Consider the following 16,598-nt stretch of genomic DNA (forward strand, 5'->3'; position numbering starts at 1 on the left):
ATCGGGGCATGGGAACCGAGCCGACCGATCTGCACGAGCTGTTGAGGTCACTGCGGGTGTGGGACCCCGCGGTCACCGAACTGCCGCCCTTCGACCCGGCCACCGCGCCCGGCGACCCGCTGGCCCTGTTCACGCGGTGGTTCGCCGAGGCGGTGGCGGCCGGGCAGCGAGAGCCGCACACGGTGTCGCTGGCGACGGCGGACGCGGAGGGCCTGCCGGACGTACGCGTCGTCATGCTGCACGGTGCCGACGAGGACGGCTGGTCCTTCGCCACGCACTCCGGCAGCCGCAAGGGCCGCCACCTCGCCGCCCGCCCCTGCGCCGCGCTCGTCTTCTACTGGCCGGTGCTGGGGCGCCAGGTGCGGGTGCGCGGCCCGGTCGCCGTCGCCCCGGCCGAGGAGGCGCAGGCCGACCTGCACGCGCGGTCGGCCGGCGCCCTGGCCGCCGCGCTCACCGGACGGCAGAGCGAGGAGCTGGGGTCGCCCGCGGAGCTGGCCCGCGCCTCCGAGGCGGCCTGGGAGCGGGCCGGGCGGGAGCCCGAGGCGCCGGTCCCGTCCTGGACGCTGTACCGGCTGCGCCCCGACGAGGTGGAGTTCTTCCAGGGAGACGCCCGCCGCCGCCACGTCCGGCTGTCCTACCGGCGGGCGGAAGACGCGGAGGGCGGCTGGCGCACCCGCCTGCTGTGGCCATGAGCGACGGTCAGCGCATGGCGGGCGGTTCCGGCTCGGCGTCCGTCGCCAGCCGCGCGTGCAGGTGCGCGTCCCGGAACCCGTCGTGCCGGCCGGCCTCGAACATCGCCCCGCGCATCGTGCCCTCGTAGGCGAAACCGCAGCGTTCGGCGACCCGGCAGGAGGCGTGGTGCCCCACCGCGTGGCCCAGTTCCAGGCGGTGGAGGCCGAGTTCCGCGAAGGCCCAGCGCGAGGCGAGCAGCAGGGCGCGGGTGGCGACGCCCCGGCCGCGGGCCTCGGGGAGCACCCAGTAGCCGACCCGGGCCAGCTTCAGCGTCAGGTTGATCTCGTTGACGCCGATGTGGCCCAGCGTCGCACCGCTCTCCCCGTCCGTGATCCGGAACGAGGAGCACCTGCCCTCCTCGGCCTCCCGGGCCCGCGCGCGCAGCGACTCACGGGCGCCGGCGAGATCGGTCCACAGCTTGAGCGGGGTGTTCCAGCGCTGGAAGTCGGGGTCCAGGCAGCCGCGCAGCCAGATCTCCGCGTCGGCGTCGGAGCCGGCGTCCCACGAGCGCAGGTGCAGGCCGTGTCCGCGGGGCTCGGGCAGGGAGGGAAGCAGGGTGTGCATGCGTGTCGAAGCCATCGGGCCATTGAAACCGACCCGCTCGGGCGCGGCCCGGGCTTTGCGTGCCGACCCGGACAGGTACCGGGCCCGACCGGGCCCCGGACCGGATCCGAACCCGGCGGGTCCATGTCCACCCAGGACCCATACCCCCGGCGGCTACGCCCACCCCCGGTTCCGGATCCACCCCGCCGCCCCACCGCACGCCGCGGTCGTGACCGATCCGCAACCGATTCCGGTCTTGACCGAGACCCATCAAGCCGAGCCTTGATTACGCTCGCCGCATGGCCGACTCCACAGCGTCCGCTCAGCCGCCGTCCGCACACCCCGCGGACCGCCCCGTGTACGTCATAGGCGCCGGCCCGGGCGGCCTCGCCGTCGCCCAGGCGCTGCGCGCGCGGGGATTGCGGGCCGTCGTCCTGGAGCGGGCCGACCGCGTCGGCGCGTCCTGGCGCCGCCATTACGACCGGCTGCGCCTGCACACCACCCGCCGCCTGTCGGCGCTGCCCGGTTTGAAGATGCCGCGCCGCTTCGGGCGCTGGCCGGCCCGGGACGACGTGGTGCGGTACCTGGAGAAGTACGCCGACGTCCACAAGCTGGAGATCGTCACCGGCGTCGAGGTCTTCCGCGTCGAGCGTGCGTCCGACGGCGCCGGCTGGACGCTGCACGCCTCCGGGGGCCGTGAGCTGACCGGCGCCGCGGTCGTGGTCGCCACCGGCTACAACCACACCCCGCGCGTGCCGGACTGGCCGGGCCGGTCCTCGTTCACCGGTGAGTTCCGGCACGCCGCCGAGTACCGGAACGCGGCCCCCTACGCGGGCCGGGACGTCCTGGTAGTCGGCGTCGGCAACACGGGCGCCGAGATCGCCGTGGACCTGGTGGAGGGCGGCGCCGCCCGGGTCCGGCTGTCGGTGCGCACCGCACCGCACATCGTCCGCCGCTCCACCGCCGGCTGGCCCGCCCAGTACAACGGCGTCCTCGCCCGGCGCCTGCCGGCCGGCCTGGTCGACCGGCTCGCCCGTCCGCTGGCCCGGATCAGCACGCCCGACCTGTCGGCGCACGGGCTGCCCCGACCGGAGGGCGGCCTGCTCACCCGGGCGGCCGAGGGCGCGATACCGGTGCAGGACGTCGGCCTGATCGACGCGGTGCGGCGCGGCCGGGTGGAGGTGGTGGCCGCCGTGGAGGGCTTCGAGGACGGCAAGGTGGTCCTCGCCGACGGCACCCGCATCGCCCCGGACGCGGTGATCGCCGCCACCGGCTACCTCCGGGGCCTGGAGGGACTGGTCGGCCACCTCGGCGTGCTCGACGCCCGGGGCCGGCCGTCCGCACGGGGCGCACGCACCCCGCCGGACGCCCCCGGCCTGTACTTCACCGGCTTCACCAACCCCATCAGCGGCATGCTCCGCGAGCTGGCCATCGACGCTTCGCGGATCGCCGGGGCGGTGGCGAAGAAGGAGGGGGGCCGGGTGTCCCGGCTGCCGGGCTAGGCGGCGGCGCCGGGCGCCGGAGCCGGGCGGCGGCGGATCACCAGGGCCATCAGCGCCGCCGCCGCGCACAGGGCGCCGGAGGCGACCCAGACCACGTCGTAGGAGCCCAACCGGTCGCGGGCGACACCGCCGAGGAAGGCGACGAGAGCGGCGCCGACCTGGTGCGAGGCGAGGACCCAGCCGAAGACGATGGCGCTGTCCTGCCCGTACTGCTCGCGGCACAGGGCGAGGGTGGGCGGGACGGTGGCGACCCAGTCGAGGCCGTAGAAGACGATGAAGAAGACCATCGGGGGATGGACGCTGGGCGCGAGCAGGAGCGGGAGGAAGAGGAGGGAGATGCCGCGCAGGGCGTAGTAGACGGCGAGCAGGCGGCGCGGTTCGAAGCGGTCGGTGAACCAGCCGGAGGCGATCGTGCCGACGACGTCGAAGATCCCGATGACGGCGAGCAACGTGGAGGCGGTCGTCAGCGGCATGTGGTGGTCGTGGGCGGCGGGGATGAAGTGGGTCTGGATCAGCCCGTTGGTCGAGGCGCCGCAGATCGCGAAGGTGCCGGCGAGCAGCCAGAAGGGGCCGGTGCGGGCGGCGGAGAAGAGGACCGTGAGCGCACGGCGGGCGGCGCCCGGCACGGGAGCGGGCTTGGGGACGAACTCCTCGGCGCCGTAGGGCGCGAGGCCCACGTCGGCGGGGTGGTCGTGCAGGAGGAGCCAGACGAAGGGGACCACGGCGAGGGCGGCCAGGGCGACCGTGACGGCCGCCGGGCGCCAGTCGTACGTCTCCACGATCCAGGACAGCAGAGGCAGGAAGATCAGCTGGCCGGAGGCGGAGGCGGCGGTGAGGACGCCGGTGACCAGGCCGCGGCGTTCGGTGAACCAGCGGTTGGTGACGGTGGCCGCGAAGGCGAGCGCCATGGAGCCGGAGCCGAGGCCGACCAGCAGGCCCCAGCAGAGGATCAGCTGCCAGGCCGACTCCATCCAGACCGTCGCGCCCGAGCCGAGCGCGATGACGGTCAGCGCGACGGCGACCACGCGACGGATGCCGAAGCGGTCCATGAGCGCGGCGGCGAAGGGCGCGGTCAGCCCGTAGAGCGCGAGGTTGACGGAGACGGCGGCGCCGATGGTGCCGCGTGACCAGCCGAAGTCCTGGTGGAGCGGGTCGATGAGGATGCCGGGCAGGGAGCGGAAGGCCGCGGCGCCGATGATCGTGACGAAGGTGACGGCGGCGACCCACCAGGCGCGGTGCACGCGGGGGCGGCGGCGCGGGCGGTCGGGCTTCGCTCCGTGTACGGCGGCTGCGGCGGCGTCGGTTGTCTGGGGCACGTCATAGAGGTTCGGATACGGCGTCGGCCCGATCGAGTGGCCCGAGGGTCATGGTTCGCTAGGATCGGGCCATGACGTCCGAGCGCACGCTCCCCGCCCCCCGGCCGCACCGCGTCGTCGTCCTCGCCCTCGACGGCCTGCTCCCCTTCGAACTGGGCATCCCGCAGCGGATCTTCAGACTCGCCCGCGACGATCAGCGGCGCCGCCTGTACGAGGTCGTCACCTGCTCCGTGCGCCCGCCGGGGCCCGTCGAGACCGACGCGGACTTCGCGATCATGGTCGAGAACGGTCCCGAAGTCCTGGCCACCGCCGACACGGTCGTCGTCCCGGCCTCCTACGAGCTCGGCCCGGTCCACGACGAGGGCGTGCTGACCGAGGAGCTGGCCGCCGCGCTCGCCCACGTCCGGCCCGGCACCCGGCTCGTGGCGATCTGCACGGGCGGGTACGTCCTGGCCGCCGCCGGCTACCTCGACGGGCGCCCGGCGACCACGCACTGGGCCTCCGCCGAGCACTTCCAGCGGCTCTTCCCGAAGGTGCGGGTGGACGCCGACGTGCTGTTCGTGGACGACGGCGACGTGCTCACCTCGGCCGGGGTCGCGGCCGGGATCGACCTGTGCGTGCACATCGTGCGCCGGGACCACGGCACGGCGGTCGCCAACGAGGTGGCCCGCCGCACGGTCGTACCGCCGCACCGCGACGGCGGGCAGGCGCAGTACATCGAACGGCCGGTGCCCGATCCGCAGCAGTCCTCCACGACCAACGCCCGCGCCTGGGCGCTCGCCCGCCTCCAGGAGCCGATCCAGCTGCGGGACATGGCCGCCCAGGAGTCGATGTCGGTGCGTACCTTCACCCGCCGCTTCCGCGAGGAGGTCGGCGTCAGTCCGGGCCAGTGGCTCACCGGGCAGCGGGTCGAACGGGCCCGGCATCTGCTGGAGTCCACCGCCCTCTCCGTCGACCAGGTGGCCCGCGACTCGGGCTTCGGCACGGCCCAGTCGATGCGGCAGCATCTGCAGGCGGCCCTCGGGGTCACCCCGACCGCGTACCGGCGGACCTTCCGGCCGGACTTGTCCACAGCCTGTGGAGAGTGAGGGGCGGCGGACGGGAACTCGTCGGCCGGCGGCGCGGCGCCGATCGCCCCGAGCATGGCACCGCACGCCGCCACCCGACTCCGGCGCTCCCGCCCGGCTCCCGTCGCCCCCGAGGGAACCGCCGCCGAAAACACGACCCACACTCGTCGAGGGCTCCGTCACCGAGCCCTCGTCGTCCCCTCGCGGCGAATCGTCGACTACAAGCGTGAGGAAACGGTCACGATCCGTCAACCCGCAAAGGGCTGTTCATCACTTACACCCCGTTTGTACGGGACGCGCACGGAAGCACACCCCGGCGCACCGCCGCACCGGCTCCGTGGACGGCGGGTCCCGTGCACCGGGCACGTCCGCCTCCCGCGCCGGCCGCTACACCACTTCGTACGCGTACCCCCCGTACGCGACCGCGCCGTCGACGCTCCCGCAGGCGGGTGCGGCGCCCTCGCGCCCGGCACAGCGGTCCAGTTCGCACCAGATGCGTTTGCCCGTGCCCTCCCGGCTCCAGCCCCAGCGGTCGGCGAGGCCGTCGACGAGCGCGAGCCCCCGGCCCCCCGTCGCCTCGCCGTCCACGCAGCGGGCCACCGGAGCCCGGTCGCTCGCGTCGTCCACCTCGAGGCGGACGGTGGCCTCCTCGGTCTCCTCCGTCACCGCCCCCGGGAGCACCAGCCGCAGCACGGCCGAACGACCGGTGTGCACCACGGCGTTGGTGACGAGTTCGGAGACGAGGAGCACCAGCGTCTCGGCGAGTGGTTCGTCGGCCTGTATCCCGGACCCGGCGAGCCGTGAGCGCGCCCACCGCCGGGCCCGCCCCACTTCCGAGGGGTCGGGCCGGACCTCCAGTTGCACTTGAAGCACCTGCACCGCTCACACCATCCGAACCGGCGGACACAAAGGCTCGCGCCTCATGAGGGCCACGATCGTAGCCATTCTCTGCATGGCCAGAACAACAGCCGGGGCAGGGATCACGGAACGTGAATCCCTTGTGGGACAGCATGGTTGACGTACAGTCACGCCAACAAGCGCTTCGGGCATATTCCAGCGCGAAGGAGTACCCCTGCGGCATACTGTGCGACGCTCGCCCCGGGGAGTCGAACAGGCGGCGGCCGACGGCCGTTCCGCCCCGCGGGGCAAGGCACGCGTCCCCGGTTCCGGAGCCGCCCCAGGGGCAACTCCGGCACGGCCGGCGCTCAGGACCACTCGCATCCCACACAAGGTACCGGAGTGTGGCACCGACTCCGGGCCGTGACGGACAACACGGCGGACACAACCCCGCATCGACGCTCCGTGACCGATGCGTGCCACGATCCGCGACATCCTCGTCGGCAGCCTCGCGGGAACGAGGACGGGGGCGGCGGGGGCGGGGGCGGCTGGAGGCGTGCTACTCCGGGACGGTGAAGTAGCGGGCGAAGGCCGGGACGATCTCCGTCTCCCCGACCCTGCCGTCGCCGTCCGGGTCGAGCGCGGCGGCGACCGACCGCGCGGCGTCCCCGGGCACACCGAGCACGGTGAGCACGCGCGCCACGTCCTCGACGGTGGCCGCTCCGTCGCCGTCGGCGTCGGCGACGTCCAGGGCCGCGTGCAGGAACGGGCGGGCGATCTCCGCGAACCGGTCCGGGTTGTCCCGCAGCCGCTTGACCGCCGCGGTGACGAACTCCTCACGGGTGATGCGCTGGTCGCCGTCCCGGTCGGCGATGCCCGCCATGCCCTGCCAGAGCGCCTCCGCGCCGCCGTACAGGGCCTGCCCCTTCTCGGAACGGGCGGCGGTGCCGAACTCGGCGAGCAGCGCCTTGGCCGCCGCGTTGAAGTCCGCACGGTCGATGTAACCGTTGCCGTCCTGGTCGAAGGTGGCGAAGCGTGCGGCGATCCTGCGCTCGTACTCGCTGTTGACCATGGTTCTCTCCGGCCGCCTCACGTCGGTGTCGGTGGTCTGCGTCTCGCTCGGAGAGTACGACGCCGGCCGCGACCGCGGGCGGCATACGGGCGGACGGGCCGTGCGGGAGTCCGGTTCAGGCGGACAGCGGGCGGGGCCTGTCGCCGGTCGCCGAGGCGAGGTCGGGGTGGACGTCGAAGAGCCGGCGCACCCCGAGCGCGCCGAGGACGCGGTTGACGTGGGAGCCGTCGACGGCTCCCTGGGCGGGCAGTATCAGGCGCAGCCGTCCCTGACAGGAGCGGATGAGCCGCCGGGAGGCGATGAGCACCCCGACCCCGCTGGAATCGCAGAACAGGACCTCCGAGAGGTCCAGGACGAGGCTGTGCCGGCCCTCGGCCACCTCGTCGTGCACGCGCTGCCGCAGCACCGGTGACGTCACCAGGTCCAGTTCGCCCGACACCTGGAGCACGGACCATTCGCCCCGCTCGCCGCCGGTCACATTGAACGTCACCACCATGCCCTTCAGTCGCCGGTACATCGGACGTCCGGAAAAGCCCGAAATTCACCCGAAACGGAAGCCATGCTTACGCTTCTTGGGCGCGCGCCTGCCCACCGGCCGTTCCCGCAAACGCCCGCCCGGAAACGGGGAACGATCAGAAAGGGCTTGTTTCAGACGGTTTCGATCCTGTTCGGTCGGATCCGGTCGCACGATAGAGGGTAGGGGAGGCGTTTAGCACGTGCGGGCCGCCGGGGGCGCGCATTGGCACAAAGGGGCGTGCGGTGTCGGACGTGCCGACTACATTCGGGGAGACGCCGGCCGCAGGCTGGAGGGCGACGTACAGGTACGTACGGACACAGGGGGTGAAGAGGCCGCATGGCGAAGAGGGAGGCACCGCCGCGCTGGGACCGCAAGATGCAGCAGCGGCTGGCACGCGGCGAGGCCGCCGCCCTGGGTGAGCTGTACGACCGGTTCGCCTCGCTGGTGCACGGGCTCGCGCACCGCGTGCTCGACGACGAGCGGGCCGCCGACCTCATCACGCGCGACGTCTTCGCGCACGTCTGGGAGCATCCGGACGCCTACGACCCCCGGCAGGGCCCGCTGCGCACCTGGATCGCCGCGCTGACCCACCGGCTGGCCGTGCAGCGGTTGCGGGCCACGGAGACGGCCGCCCTCGCCCGCGACGGCTCCGGGACCGTGGAGGAGCTGGAGAGCAGGGTGCGCCGCGCCTCGGTCGCCGCGCGCGCCGACTACATCGTCCAGTCCATGCCGGCGCCGCTGCGCGCCGCCCTGGAGCTGGCCTATTTCCAGCGCCGCGACTACCGCCAGACCGCCGCCGACCTCGGCGTCACGGAGGACGAGGCCCGCCGCCGCCTCCGCCTGGGCCTCCAGCTCCTGTCCACGGCCCGCGACGCCGGCGCCCCCGGGACGCCCGGAGCGCCGCCGGGATACGGGGGTGCGGCGTGAAGGGGGCGTACGACGAGGACGGGTGCGCGGACACGCAGGGGAGCGGAGACACCGGGGACGAGGGCACGCGGACGCGGGGCGGCCGTGCCGAGCGGGGCAGGCCGGTCCGCCCGGGGAGTCCGGCCGCCCCCGGCACGCCCTCGGCCGACGGCGCCACCCTGCCGGACGCCTCCGGCGGTCCGGCGCGGAACCGGGCCGCAGGCGGCCCGCAGGGGGACGGCCGGCCGGACACGGCCCCGGGGCCGGGCGGGACAGGCGGCACGGCCGGGCCCGACGGACCGGGCGGCACGGCCGGGCCCGACGCACCGGGCGGACCTGCCGGACCTGGCGGGAGCAACGAACCCGGCGGGCCGGGCGGGAGGCACGACGGAGACGACCCCCGCGGGCCGGGCGGCTCGTCCCCCGGAGAGCCCGGCGACCCCGCCCCGGCCCCCCACATACCGCTCCCCCGCGCGTCCGTCGAGGACACCGGGCGGGCGTTGCCCGACGCGGCCCCGGGCGGTCCCCTCACGCTGGAGCACCACGTGCTGACGTCGCTCCTCGGCGCGTGGGCGCTGGCCGCCTGCTCGGCCGAGGAGGCGGCGGCGGTCGAGGAGCACATCGGCGAGTGCGCCCCCTGTGCCGACGAGGCGCTGCGGCTGCGCGACGCCGTGGCCCTGCTCCAGCGACCGGAGAGCCTCGACCTGGACCCCGCGCTGCGCACCCGCGTCCTGGAGGGGTGCCTGGAGCGGCGCCCGCCGCGCATCCCCGTGCCCGAGTGGGCGACGCCGTACGACGCCGAGACCGCGCGGCTGGACGCGCTGCTCCAGGACTTCGGGGACGCCGAGTGGCACGCCCCGGTCCGGCTGCGCTGGTTCGAGGCCGACGGCGCCGCGAGCCGCCGTACCACCGTCGCCGGGGTCATCGCGCACCTGCTGACGGTCGACGGGCTGGTCGCGACCGCCCTGGGCCTCGCCGATCCGCTGGGCGACATCACCGCGCCCACCTCCGCGCCGGCCGGCCGCACGGAGGCGTACTGGCGTGCCTCGCACTACCCGCCCACCCGCGCGGTGCGGGCGCCGTGGCGCGAGCAGAGCCACGGCATCGTCCGGACCGTTTCGTTCACCGGGGCAGCCGGCGGGATGCCCGTGTCGTACGGCGACTTCGAGCTGCCGCTGCACGACGCCATGCTGGACCGGGCGTTCGAGTGCTGGGTGCACGCGGAGGACATCGCGGACGCCGTGGACTACCCGTACGAGCCGCCCTCCGCGCGCCATCTGAACCGCATGATCGACCTCGCGGCCCGGATGCTGCCGGCCGTCCTGGCCGAACGACGCCGGGCCGGGCTGGCCGCACCGGGCACCCGCCCGCACCTGGTCACCGCGGGGGCGCCGGGACGCAGCCTGCGGCTGGAGATCGAGGGGTCGGGCGGCGGCGAGTGGCTGATCCCGCTCGACTCGCCGGGCGCGACGGGCTCCGCCGACCACGAGGTGGCCCATGTCGCCCTGGACGGCGTGGAGTTCTGCCGGCTGGCCGCGGGCCACGTGCCGCCGGCGGAGGCGGCGGCCGGTCAGGTGGGCGACCGCGAGGCGATCAGGGACGTCCTGTTCGCGGCGGCCAGCCTGAGCCGGATGTAGCAGCGGCTCACTCGGCGCCGTCACGGGGCGTGGCGGGCGCCGTGTGCAGGACCTCACGCGCCTGGTCCGCGGCCCGGACGATGCTCTCGGAGATGAAGTCGAGGAAGCGGGCGATGCTTTCCAGACGCTCCGCGGCCGGGGTGCCGGCGCCGAGGACACCGACGCCCTGACGTGCGGTCTCGGCCACCTGCAGCGTCCCCCGGGCGCTGGCGATCATGGACTGGTACCAGACGTCGTCGTCGATGACGTAGCGCTCGCGGCGCGACTCGTCGCGTTCGCGGCGCACGAGGCCCTGCTCGTCGAGGAACGCGACCGCCTTGGAGATGGACGCCGGGCTGACCTGGAGGCGCCGGACGAGTTCGGACGCGGTGAGGCTGCCCGTGTCGCTGACGCAGAGGCAGGCCATCACCCGGGCCATCATCTTCGGCGTGCCCGTCTGCATGAAGACCGTGGTCAGCGTCTCCTCGTACTCGCGCACGGCCTCGGCGTCACGTCCGTGGGCCTGCGGCAGCGCCTGCGGCCCCCGGGAGGCGGGCTGCCTGCGGCGGTGGGCGCGACGCTCGGTGGCCCGGTGCGCGAGGTCGGCGCGGTACGCGGTGGGACCGCCGTTGCGCATCACCTCGCGTGTGATCGTCGAGGTGGGGCGGTCGAGGCGTCTGGCGATCTCCGCGTAGGCGAGGCCGTCGGCCAGACCCAGTGCGATCTGCTGGCGTTCCTGCTGGGTGAGCCTGCCTCCCGGCATCGTGATCTCCTTCGCGCTCCCTTGGTGACGTCACTATAGCGTTCACCTCCTCACCATTGCAACGACAGCCTTCTCTGATGTTGCGTTACTTTCAATCTGTTGCAACGAAATATCTTCTCTGACCTGCGCATACGTCTTCAGTGCGCAACAAGAGCGTTGATGAATCCATGAAGGCAACGTAGCGTTTCTCATGTCAGAAACACCGACGAGCACAGGAGAACACGATGCAGACCTTCGACACCCCGGCCCCGATCTCCGCCGTCCTCGACGTCCCCGCGGGACGCATCCAGTTCATCGCCGCCGACCGCACCGACACCACGGTCGAGGTCCTGCCCGCGAACCCCTCGAAGGGGCGCGACGTGAAGGCGGCGGAGCAGACCAGGGTCGAGTTCGGCGACGGGGTCCTGCGGATCGCGACCCCGGCGAACAACCAGCTTCTGGGCGCCTCCGGATCCCTCGAGGTGACGGTCCGGCTGCCGGCCGGCTCCCGCGTCGAGGCCAGGACGGCCGCCACCGAGTTCCGGGGCGTCGGACGGCTCGGCGACGTCGACTACGAGGGCGCGCACGGCCCGGTCAAGGTCGACGAGGCCGCGAGCCTCCGCCTCACCACCGCCGCCGGCGACGTCTCGGTCGGCCGGCTGGGCGGGCCCGCCGAGATCAGCACCGCGAAGGGGGACATCCGGATCGCGGAGGCCGTGAGCGGCACCCTCACCCTGCGCACCCAGTCCGGCGACGTGTCGGTCGGCGCCGCCGCCGGGGTCTCCGCCGCCCTGGACGCCGGCACCTCCTACGGCCGTATCGACAACGCGCTCAAGAACACCGGCGGCACCCCCGGCCTGACCATCCACGCGACCACCGCCCACGGCGACATCACCGCCCGCAGCCTCTGAGGAGCAACAGTCATGACCGACCTGGCCATCGCGGCGCACGGACTGCGCAAGTCCTACGGCGACAAGACCGTCCTCGGCGGTGTCGACCTGACCGTCCCCGAAGGAACGATCTTCTCCCTGCTCGGACCGAACGGCGCCGGCAAGACCACCGCCGTCAAGATCCTCTCCACGCTCATCACGGCCGACGCCGGTGACATCCGCGTCGGCGGCCACGACCTCGCCACCCACGCCCAGGCCGTGCGGGCCGCGATCGGCGTCACCGGGCAGTTCTCCGCCGTCGACGGGCTGATCACCGGCGAGGAGAACATGCTCCTCATGGCGGACCTGCACCACCTCTCCCGCGGCGAGGGCCGGCGGGTCGCCGCCGAGCTGCTGGAGCGCTTCGACCTCACCGAGGCCGCGAAGAAGCCCGCCTCCACCTACTCCGGCGGCATGAAGCGCCGCCTCGACATCGCCATGACCCTGGTCGGCGACCCCCGGATCATCTTCCTCGACGAACCGACCACCGGCCTCGACCCGCGTTCCCGCCACAACATGTGGCAGATCATCCGCGAGCTGGTCTCCGACGGCGTCACCGTCTTCCTCACCACGCAGTACCTGGAGGAGGCCGACGAACTCGCCGACCGCATCGCCGTGCTGAACGACGGCCGCATCGCCGCCGAAGGAACCGCGGAGGAGCTGAAGCGGATGATCCCCGGCGGACACGTCCGCCTCCGCTTCACCGACCCCGCCGCCTACCGGTCCGCCGCCTCCGCACTGCACGGGAGCACCGGGGACGACGACGCGCTGGCCCTGCAGATCCCCAGCGACGGCAGCCAGCGCGCACTGCGCACCGTCCTGGACCGGCTGGACTCGGCCGGCATCGAGGCCGACGAACTGACCGTGCACACCCCCGACCTCGACGACGTCTTCTTCGCCCTCACCGGCACCGCCACCGTCCCCGCCCAGACCGACCAGCCCAAGGAGACCGTCCGATGAGCAACCTCGGCCTCGCCGTGCGCGACTCGTCCACGATGCTGCGCCGCAACCTCCTGCACGCCCGGCGCTACCCGTCCCTCACCCTGAACCTGCTGCTCACACCGGTCATGCTGCTGCTGCTCTTCGTCTACGTCTTCGGGGACGCGATGAGCGCCGGCATCGGCGGCGGCGACCGCTCCGACTACGTCGCCTACATCGTGCCGGGCCTGCTCCTGATGACCATCGGGTCCACCACGATCGGCACCGCGGTCTCCGTCTCCAACGACATGACCGAGGGCATCATCGCCCGCTTCCGCACCATGGCCATCCACCGCGGCTCCGTACTCATCGGGCACGTCATCGGCAGCGTGGTGCAGTCGATCATGAGCGTGGTCCTCGTCGGCGCCGTCGGCCTGGCCATCGGCTTCCGCTCCGCGGACGCCACCGCCCTGGAGTGGCTGGCGGCCTTCGGGCTCGTCGTGTTCTTCACCGTGGCCCTGACCTGGATCGCCGTGGGGATGGGACTGGTCAGCCCGAACGCGGAGGCCGCCAGCAACAACGCGATGCCGCTGATCTTCCTCCCGCTGATCTCGAGCACCTTCGTCCCGGTCGACTCCATGCCCGGCTGGTTCCAGCCCGTCGCCGAGTACCAGCCGTTCACGCCCGCCGTCGAGACCCTGCGCGGCCTCCTGCTCGGCACCGAGATCGGCCACAACGGGTGGCTCGCCCTCGTCTGGTGCCTCGCCCTCACCGCGCTCGGCTACTTCTGGTCGACCTCGAAGTTCAACAGCGACCCGAAGTAGACCGCCGTGACCACGCGGGCCACGTCACTCCTCCCCCGCCCACCCGTTCCGCCCCAGGGCGGCGTACTCCGGCACACGCCGGCGTCACGCCGCCCTTCCGGCGTTCCGGGGATCCGGTACGACGGCTCCGGGTGACGACGGTACTGAGCGATGACGCGCCGACGGCCTAGGCGAAGACGACCGTCCGTCGGCCGTTCAGCAGGATCCGGTGCTCCGCGTGCCACTTGACCGCACGCGCCAGCGCCTGGCACTCCACGTCCCGTCCGACGGCGACCAGCTGGTCCGGCGTGACGTCGTGGCCGACCCGCTCGACCTCCTGCTCGATGATCGGGCCCTCGTCGAGGTCCGCCGTCACGTAGTGCGCGGTCGCGCCGATCAGCTTCACGCCCCGCGCGTGCGCCTGGTGGTACGGCTTGGCGCCCTTGAAGCTCGGCAGGAAGGAGTGGTGGATGTTGATGATCCGGCCGCTGAGCTGCTTGCACAGGTCGTCCGAGAGGACCTGCATGTAGCGGGCCAGCACGACGAGTTCGACGTTCTCCTCGCGCACCAGCTCCAGCAGCCGCGCCTCGGCGTCGGCCTTCGTGTCCTTCGACACGGGGATGTGGTGGAAGGGGATGTCGTACGACCCCACCAGCTCGGCGAAGTCCGTGTGGTTGGACACCACGGCCGCGATCTCCACCGGCAGCGCGCCGATCCGGGCCCGGAAGAGCAGGTCGTTCAGGCAGTGCCCGAACTTGCTGACCATGAGCACGATGCGCATCTTCTGGTCGGCCCGGTTGATCTGCCAGTCCATCTGGAAGGCGTCGCCGATCGCCGTGAAGCTGGCCCGCAGCTTGTCCACGGTCACCGGCTCGTCGGCCGAGAAGTGAACCCGCATGAAGAACAGTCCCGTGTCGTGGTCGCCGAACTGCTGGCTGTCCTCGATGTTGCAGCCGGTCATGAACAGGTAGCTCGACACGGCGTGCACGATGCCCTGCTTGTCGGGGCAGGACAGGGTGAGGACGTACTGGTCGGCCGGGGCGGCGGCCGACGGGACGGCGACGGAGGACTGCTCGTTCATGCAGGACAGGGTCCCATATCCGGGCCCGCCGCCCGAGCGCCGTCCCGTCAGGCGGACCGGGTCAGGATCCGCAGCAGCTCCAGCGAGCGCGGCTCCGCCTCCGGGTCGTCGCCGTCACCGGTGGCCAGCCGCAGGTGCGCGTCGCGCGCCGCGCGCACCGCCTCCGGCCAGTCCGGGTGGTCGAGATAGGCGTTCACCGGCGCGTCCGGCCCCACCTGGTGCATGATCCTCAGTACGCGCAGCACGGCGGTGTCGACGAGCGCCGCCTCCTGCGAGTCCCGGAAGACCGTGCCCACGTACTTCTCCGCCGACCAGTGGTCCAGCCAGGTGTCCTCCACCAGCCGGTACACCGCGTCGGTGACGTCGCCGTAGCCGTCCACACCGGCCAGCCAGACGTCCCGCTGGAAGGCGGGGGCGGAGAGCATGTGCAGCGCGGAGCGCACGTTGCTGCGCCAGCGCCACCACGGCATGTCGTTGAGGGGCATGCCGCCCATGGTGGAGGAGCGACGGCCGCGACGGGAAGAGTTCTCCGAACCTTGCACGGTCATCGATCGTACGTTCCCCTTCCGGGACGGCTCACCGCCCCCCGCAATTCACCTCCGTGTCACCACGCGTTGACCGCAGGTCACCTCCGGGTTGGCCGTGTGACGGAATCGTGCGGGTACATGACCGGAAGGCGACCCACCCGCAGCAGCTTCCTCCGCCGCCCGAGCGGCCGCTCCCGGGCCACCCGCACCGGCGCACTGTCGGCGGGCGCGCTGGTGGCGTGCGTGTCGCTCGCCGCCGGCTGCGGGGTCGTCCCCGGTACCACGGGGGGTTCCGAGGACGACCCGATCACCGTCATGACCTGGGCTCCGCAGGAAACGGGCGCGACCAACAAGCCGGGCATGACCTCCTTCGCCCGGGCCTACGCCCGCTGGATCAACGCGAACGGCGGCGTCGGCGGCCGTCAGCTCAACGTGCTGACCTGCAACGACCACAACGACAGCGTGACCGCGGCCAAGTGCGCCCGGCGTGCCGTCAACGAGGAGGCGGTCGCGGTCGTCGGCTCCTACAGCCAGCACGCCGACTCCTTCTTCCCCGTGCTGGAGGGCGCCGGCATCCCGTACATAGGCGGCTACGGCATCACCAACGCGGAGTTCACCAGCCCCGTGTCCTACCCGGTCAACGGCGGCCAGCCCGCGCTGCTGGCCGGCCTCGGCAGCGCGCTCGCCGACTCCTGCGGGCCCGTCTCCCTCGTCCGCCCCGACACCATCGCGGGCGACCAGCTCCCCGTCCTGCTCGACTCGGGGCTCACCTCGGGCGGACACGAGCGCGCCCAGGACCAGCGGGCGGCGGAGGACGCCACCGAGTACGGCGGCCAGTCCGAGCGGGCCCTGGAGCACGCGACCGGCGACCCGGTGGACCCGGGGTGCGTGGTGCCCGTCCTCGGCGACCGCACCGGCACCTTCATGGATTCCTTCCGCCGGGCCCGCGAGGACTACCCCGACGTGCGGACCGCGAGCGTGCTCGGCAGCGTCGACCAGACCACGGTCAACGCGAGCGGCGGGGCGTCCGGGCCCTACGAAGGGGCTTACGTCACCGGCTGGTACCCGGCGGTGGACGACCCGGCCTGGAACGGGATGAAGAAGGTGATCGAACAGGAGGCGTTCGGCGACAACGACATCGACGCGGCGGACGCCGGGGTGCAGACCACCTGGATCGCGTACACCGTCCTCAAGAAGGTCGTCGAGTCACTCGGCGACGGCGAGGTGAGCTCCCACACCGTCCGGCGGGCCCTCGACGGCGGCCTGAAGGTCGGCACGGACGGACTCACCCCGGCCCTCCAGTGGACGTTCGCCGGCAAGCTCGCGTCGGTCGGCTTCCCGCGCCTGGTCAACACCGAGGTCACCTTGCAGGTCGTGCGGCAGGGCCGGCTGGTCTCCGCCCGCCAGGGCGCCGTGGACGCCACCCGCACCCTGCAGAACGCCGACGTGGTCTGAGCGGGCCCCCCGGCCGGGCCCGGTCCGAGCCGGGG

General features: G+C 73.1%; 17 protein-coding genes. 9 read left to right on the forward strand and 8 right to left on the reverse strand.

From position 1 onward, the window contains the following. Positions 1–8: 8 nt before the first annotated feature. Positions 9–692: a pyridoxine/pyridoxamine 5'-phosphate oxidase gene (locus ACLIN4_RS15165; protein ID WP_107479912.1), complete on the forward strand. Its 684-nt coding sequence runs from the start codon at positions 9–11 to the stop codon at positions 690–692. A 7-nt stretch (positions 693–699) separates the two neighbouring features. Here the strand turns inward: ACLIN4_RS15165 and ACLIN4_RS15170 are convergent, their stop codons facing one another. Continuing rightward, entirely contained in the window at positions 700–1,311 is a 612-nt protein-coding gene (locus tag ACLIN4_RS15170) for a GNAT family N-acetyltransferase (RefSeq protein WP_107479915.1), read from the reverse strand. A 263-nt stretch (positions 1,312–1,574) separates the two neighbouring features. On the opposite strand from ACLIN4_RS15170, the gene ACLIN4_RS15175 reads away from it, so the two are divergent. After that, positions 1,575–2,777, forward strand: a complete 1,203-nt coding sequence (locus tag ACLIN4_RS15175; RefSeq protein WP_411575893.1) for a flavin-containing monooxygenase — start codon at positions 1,575–1,577, stop codon at positions 2,775–2,777. On the opposite strand, the gene ACLIN4_RS15180 is transcribed toward ACLIN4_RS15175, so the two are convergent. Continuing rightward, positions 2,774–4,093, reverse strand: a complete 1,320-nt coding sequence (locus ACLIN4_RS15180) for an MFS transporter (protein WP_381913167.1) — start codon at positions 4,091–4,093, stop codon at positions 2,774–2,776. The genes ACLIN4_RS15175 and ACLIN4_RS15180 overlap by 4 nt on opposite strands. A 71-nt stretch (positions 4,094–4,164) precedes the next feature. Here ACLIN4_RS15180 and ACLIN4_RS15185 point away from each other — a divergent pair, with 71 nt between their 5' ends. After that, positions 4,165–5,181, forward strand: coding sequence for a GlxA family transcriptional regulator (locus tag ACLIN4_RS15185; protein ID WP_107479910.1), 1,017 nt, complete (start codon positions 4,165–4,167; stop codon positions 5,179–5,181). Between the two features lie 366 nt (positions 5,182–5,547). On the opposite strand, the gene ACLIN4_RS15190 is transcribed toward ACLIN4_RS15185, so the two are convergent. The 3 genes from ACLIN4_RS15190 to ACLIN4_RS15200 form a co-directional block, all read right to left on the reverse strand. Then, positions 5,548–6,024, reverse strand: a complete 477-nt coding sequence (locus ACLIN4_RS15190) for an ATP-binding protein (protein WP_289908170.1) — start codon at positions 6,022–6,024, stop codon at positions 5,548–5,550. Between the two features lie 532 nt (positions 6,025–6,556). Continuing rightward, the gene (locus tag ACLIN4_RS15195) at positions 6,557–7,069 is read right to left on the reverse strand and encodes an EF-hand domain-containing protein (protein WP_107480553.1); all 513 of its coding nucleotides are present in this window, start codon (positions 7,067–7,069) and stop codon (positions 6,557–6,559) included. 115 nt (positions 7,070–7,184) lie between these two features. Continuing rightward, positions 7,185–7,565, reverse strand: coding sequence for an STAS domain-containing protein (locus tag ACLIN4_RS15200; RefSeq protein ID WP_100049311.1), 381 nt, complete (start codon positions 7,563–7,565; stop codon positions 7,185–7,187). 357 nt (positions 7,566–7,922) lie between these two features. On the opposite strand from ACLIN4_RS15200, the gene ACLIN4_RS15205 reads away from it, so the two are divergent. Continuing rightward, on the forward strand, positions 7,923–8,513 hold the full coding sequence (locus tag ACLIN4_RS15205; RefSeq protein WP_269955428.1) for a sigma-70 family RNA polymerase sigma factor: 591 nt from the start codon (positions 7,923–7,925) through the stop codon (positions 8,511–8,513). Continuing rightward, the gene (locus ACLIN4_RS15210; RefSeq protein WP_411575894.1) at positions 8,510–10,129 is read left to right on the forward strand and encodes a zf-HC2 domain-containing protein; all 1,620 of its coding nucleotides are present in this window, start codon (positions 8,510–8,512) and stop codon (positions 10,127–10,129) included. Before ACLIN4_RS15205 ends, ACLIN4_RS15210 begins: the two co-directional genes overlap by 4 nt. Before the next feature lie 7 nt (positions 10,130–10,136). Here ACLIN4_RS15210 and ACLIN4_RS15215 read toward each other — a convergent pair whose 3' ends face one another. Next, entirely contained in the window at positions 10,137–10,871 is a 735-nt protein-coding gene (locus ACLIN4_RS15215) for a helix-turn-helix domain-containing protein (RefSeq protein WP_289908141.1), read from the reverse strand. A gap of 224 nt (positions 10,872–11,095) precedes the next feature. Here ACLIN4_RS15215 and ACLIN4_RS15220 point away from each other — a divergent pair, with 224 nt between their 5' ends. Genes ACLIN4_RS15220 through ACLIN4_RS15230 form a run of 3 tightly spaced genes read left to right on the forward strand, consistent with a single transcriptional unit; the run spans position 11,096 to position 13,521 of the window. Then, the gene (locus tag ACLIN4_RS15220) at positions 11,096–11,761 is read left to right on the forward strand and encodes a DUF4097 family beta strand repeat-containing protein (RefSeq protein ID WP_107479824.1); all 666 of its coding nucleotides are present in this window, start codon (positions 11,096–11,098) and stop codon (positions 11,759–11,761) included. Between the two features lie 12 nt (positions 11,762–11,773). Further along, the gene (locus tag ACLIN4_RS15225) at positions 11,774–12,739 is read left to right on the forward strand and encodes an ATP-binding cassette domain-containing protein (protein WP_107479825.1); all 966 of its coding nucleotides are present in this window, start codon (positions 11,774–11,776) and stop codon (positions 12,737–12,739) included. Continuing rightward, the gene (locus ACLIN4_RS15230; RefSeq protein WP_107479826.1) at positions 12,736–13,521 is read left to right on the forward strand and encodes an ABC transporter permease; all 786 of its coding nucleotides are present in this window, start codon (positions 12,736–12,738) and stop codon (positions 13,519–13,521) included. Before ACLIN4_RS15225 ends, ACLIN4_RS15230 begins: the two co-directional genes overlap by 4 nt. 166 nt (positions 13,522–13,687) lie before the next feature. On the opposite strand, the gene purU is transcribed toward ACLIN4_RS15230, so the two are convergent. Together purU and ACLIN4_RS15240 are read right to left on the reverse strand one after the other, a co-directional pair. After that, complete coding sequence (purU, locus tag ACLIN4_RS15235) at positions 13,688–14,581, reverse strand: formyltetrahydrofolate deformylase (RefSeq protein WP_381942087.1); 894 nt, start codon at positions 14,579–14,581, stop codon at positions 13,688–13,690. 47 nt (positions 14,582–14,628) lie between these two features. Beyond that, positions 14,629–15,129, reverse strand: a complete 501-nt coding sequence (locus ACLIN4_RS15240; protein ID WP_100049616.1) for an SCO4402 family protein — start codon at positions 15,127–15,129, stop codon at positions 14,629–14,631. Between the two features lie 117 nt (positions 15,130–15,246). On the opposite strand from ACLIN4_RS15240, the gene ACLIN4_RS15245 reads away from it, so the two are divergent. After that, positions 15,247–16,563, forward strand: coding sequence for an ABC transporter substrate-binding protein (locus ACLIN4_RS15245; RefSeq protein WP_107479827.1), 1,317 nt, complete (start codon positions 15,247–15,249; stop codon positions 16,561–16,563). Positions 16,564–16,598 lie beyond the last annotated feature (35 nt).

The organism is Streptomyces mutabilis (assembly GCF_046628145.1).
Taxonomy (GTDB): domain Bacteria; phylum Actinomycetota; class Actinomycetes; order Streptomycetales; family Streptomycetaceae; genus Streptomyces; species Streptomyces mutabilis.

Excerpts from the sequence above, each read along its gene's own strand:
- ACLIN4_RS15175 (WP_411575893.1), top strand. The coding sequence starts at position 1,575 with ATGGCCGACTCCACAGCGTCCGCTCAGCCGCCGTCCGCACACCCCGCG.
- ACLIN4_RS15215 (WP_289908141.1), bottom strand. The coding sequence starts at position 10,871 with ATGCCGGGAGGCAGGCTCACCCAGCAGGAACGCCAGCAGATCGCACTG.
- ACLIN4_RS15220 (WP_107479824.1), top strand. The coding sequence starts at position 11,096 with ATGCAGACCTTCGACACCCCGGCCCCGATCTCCGCCGTCCTCGACGTC.
- ACLIN4_RS15230 (WP_107479826.1), top strand. The coding sequence starts at position 12,736 with ATGAGCAACCTCGGCCTCGCCGTGCGCGACTCGTCCACGATGCTGCGC.
- ACLIN4_RS15225 (WP_107479825.1), top strand. The coding sequence starts at position 11,774 with ATGACCGACCTGGCCATCGCGGCGCACGGACTGCGCAAGTCCTACGGC.
- ACLIN4_RS15185 (WP_107479910.1), top strand. The coding sequence starts at position 4,165 with ATGACGTCCGAGCGCACGCTCCCCGCCCCCCGGCCGCACCGCGTCGTC.
- ACLIN4_RS15240 (WP_100049616.1), bottom strand. The coding sequence starts at position 15,129 with ATGACCGTGCAAGGTTCGGAGAACTCTTCCCGTCGCGGCCGTCGCTCC.
- ACLIN4_RS15200 (WP_100049311.1), bottom strand. The coding sequence starts at position 7,565 with ATGGTGGTGACGTTCAATGTGACCGGCGGCGAGCGGGGCGAATGGTCC.
- ACLIN4_RS15195 (WP_107480553.1), bottom strand. The coding sequence starts at position 7,069 with ATGGTCAACAGCGAGTACGAGCGCAGGATCGCCGCACGCTTCGCCACC.
- ACLIN4_RS15245 (WP_107479827.1), top strand. The coding sequence starts at position 15,247 with ATGACCGGAAGGCGACCCACCCGCAGCAGCTTCCTCCGCCGCCCGAGC.
- purU (WP_381942087.1), bottom strand. The coding sequence starts at position 14,581 with ATGAACGAGCAGTCCTCCGTCGCCGTCCCGTCGGCCGCCGCCCCGGCC.
- ACLIN4_RS15165 (WP_107479912.1), top strand. The coding sequence starts at position 9 with ATGGGAACCGAGCCGACCGATCTGCACGAGCTGTTGAGGTCACTGCGG.
- ACLIN4_RS15205 (WP_269955428.1), top strand. The coding sequence starts at position 7,923 with ATGGCGAAGAGGGAGGCACCGCCGCGCTGGGACCGCAAGATGCAGCAG.
- ACLIN4_RS15170 (WP_107479915.1), bottom strand. The coding sequence starts at position 1,311 with ATGGCTTCGACACGCATGCACACCCTGCTTCCCTCCCTGCCCGAGCCC.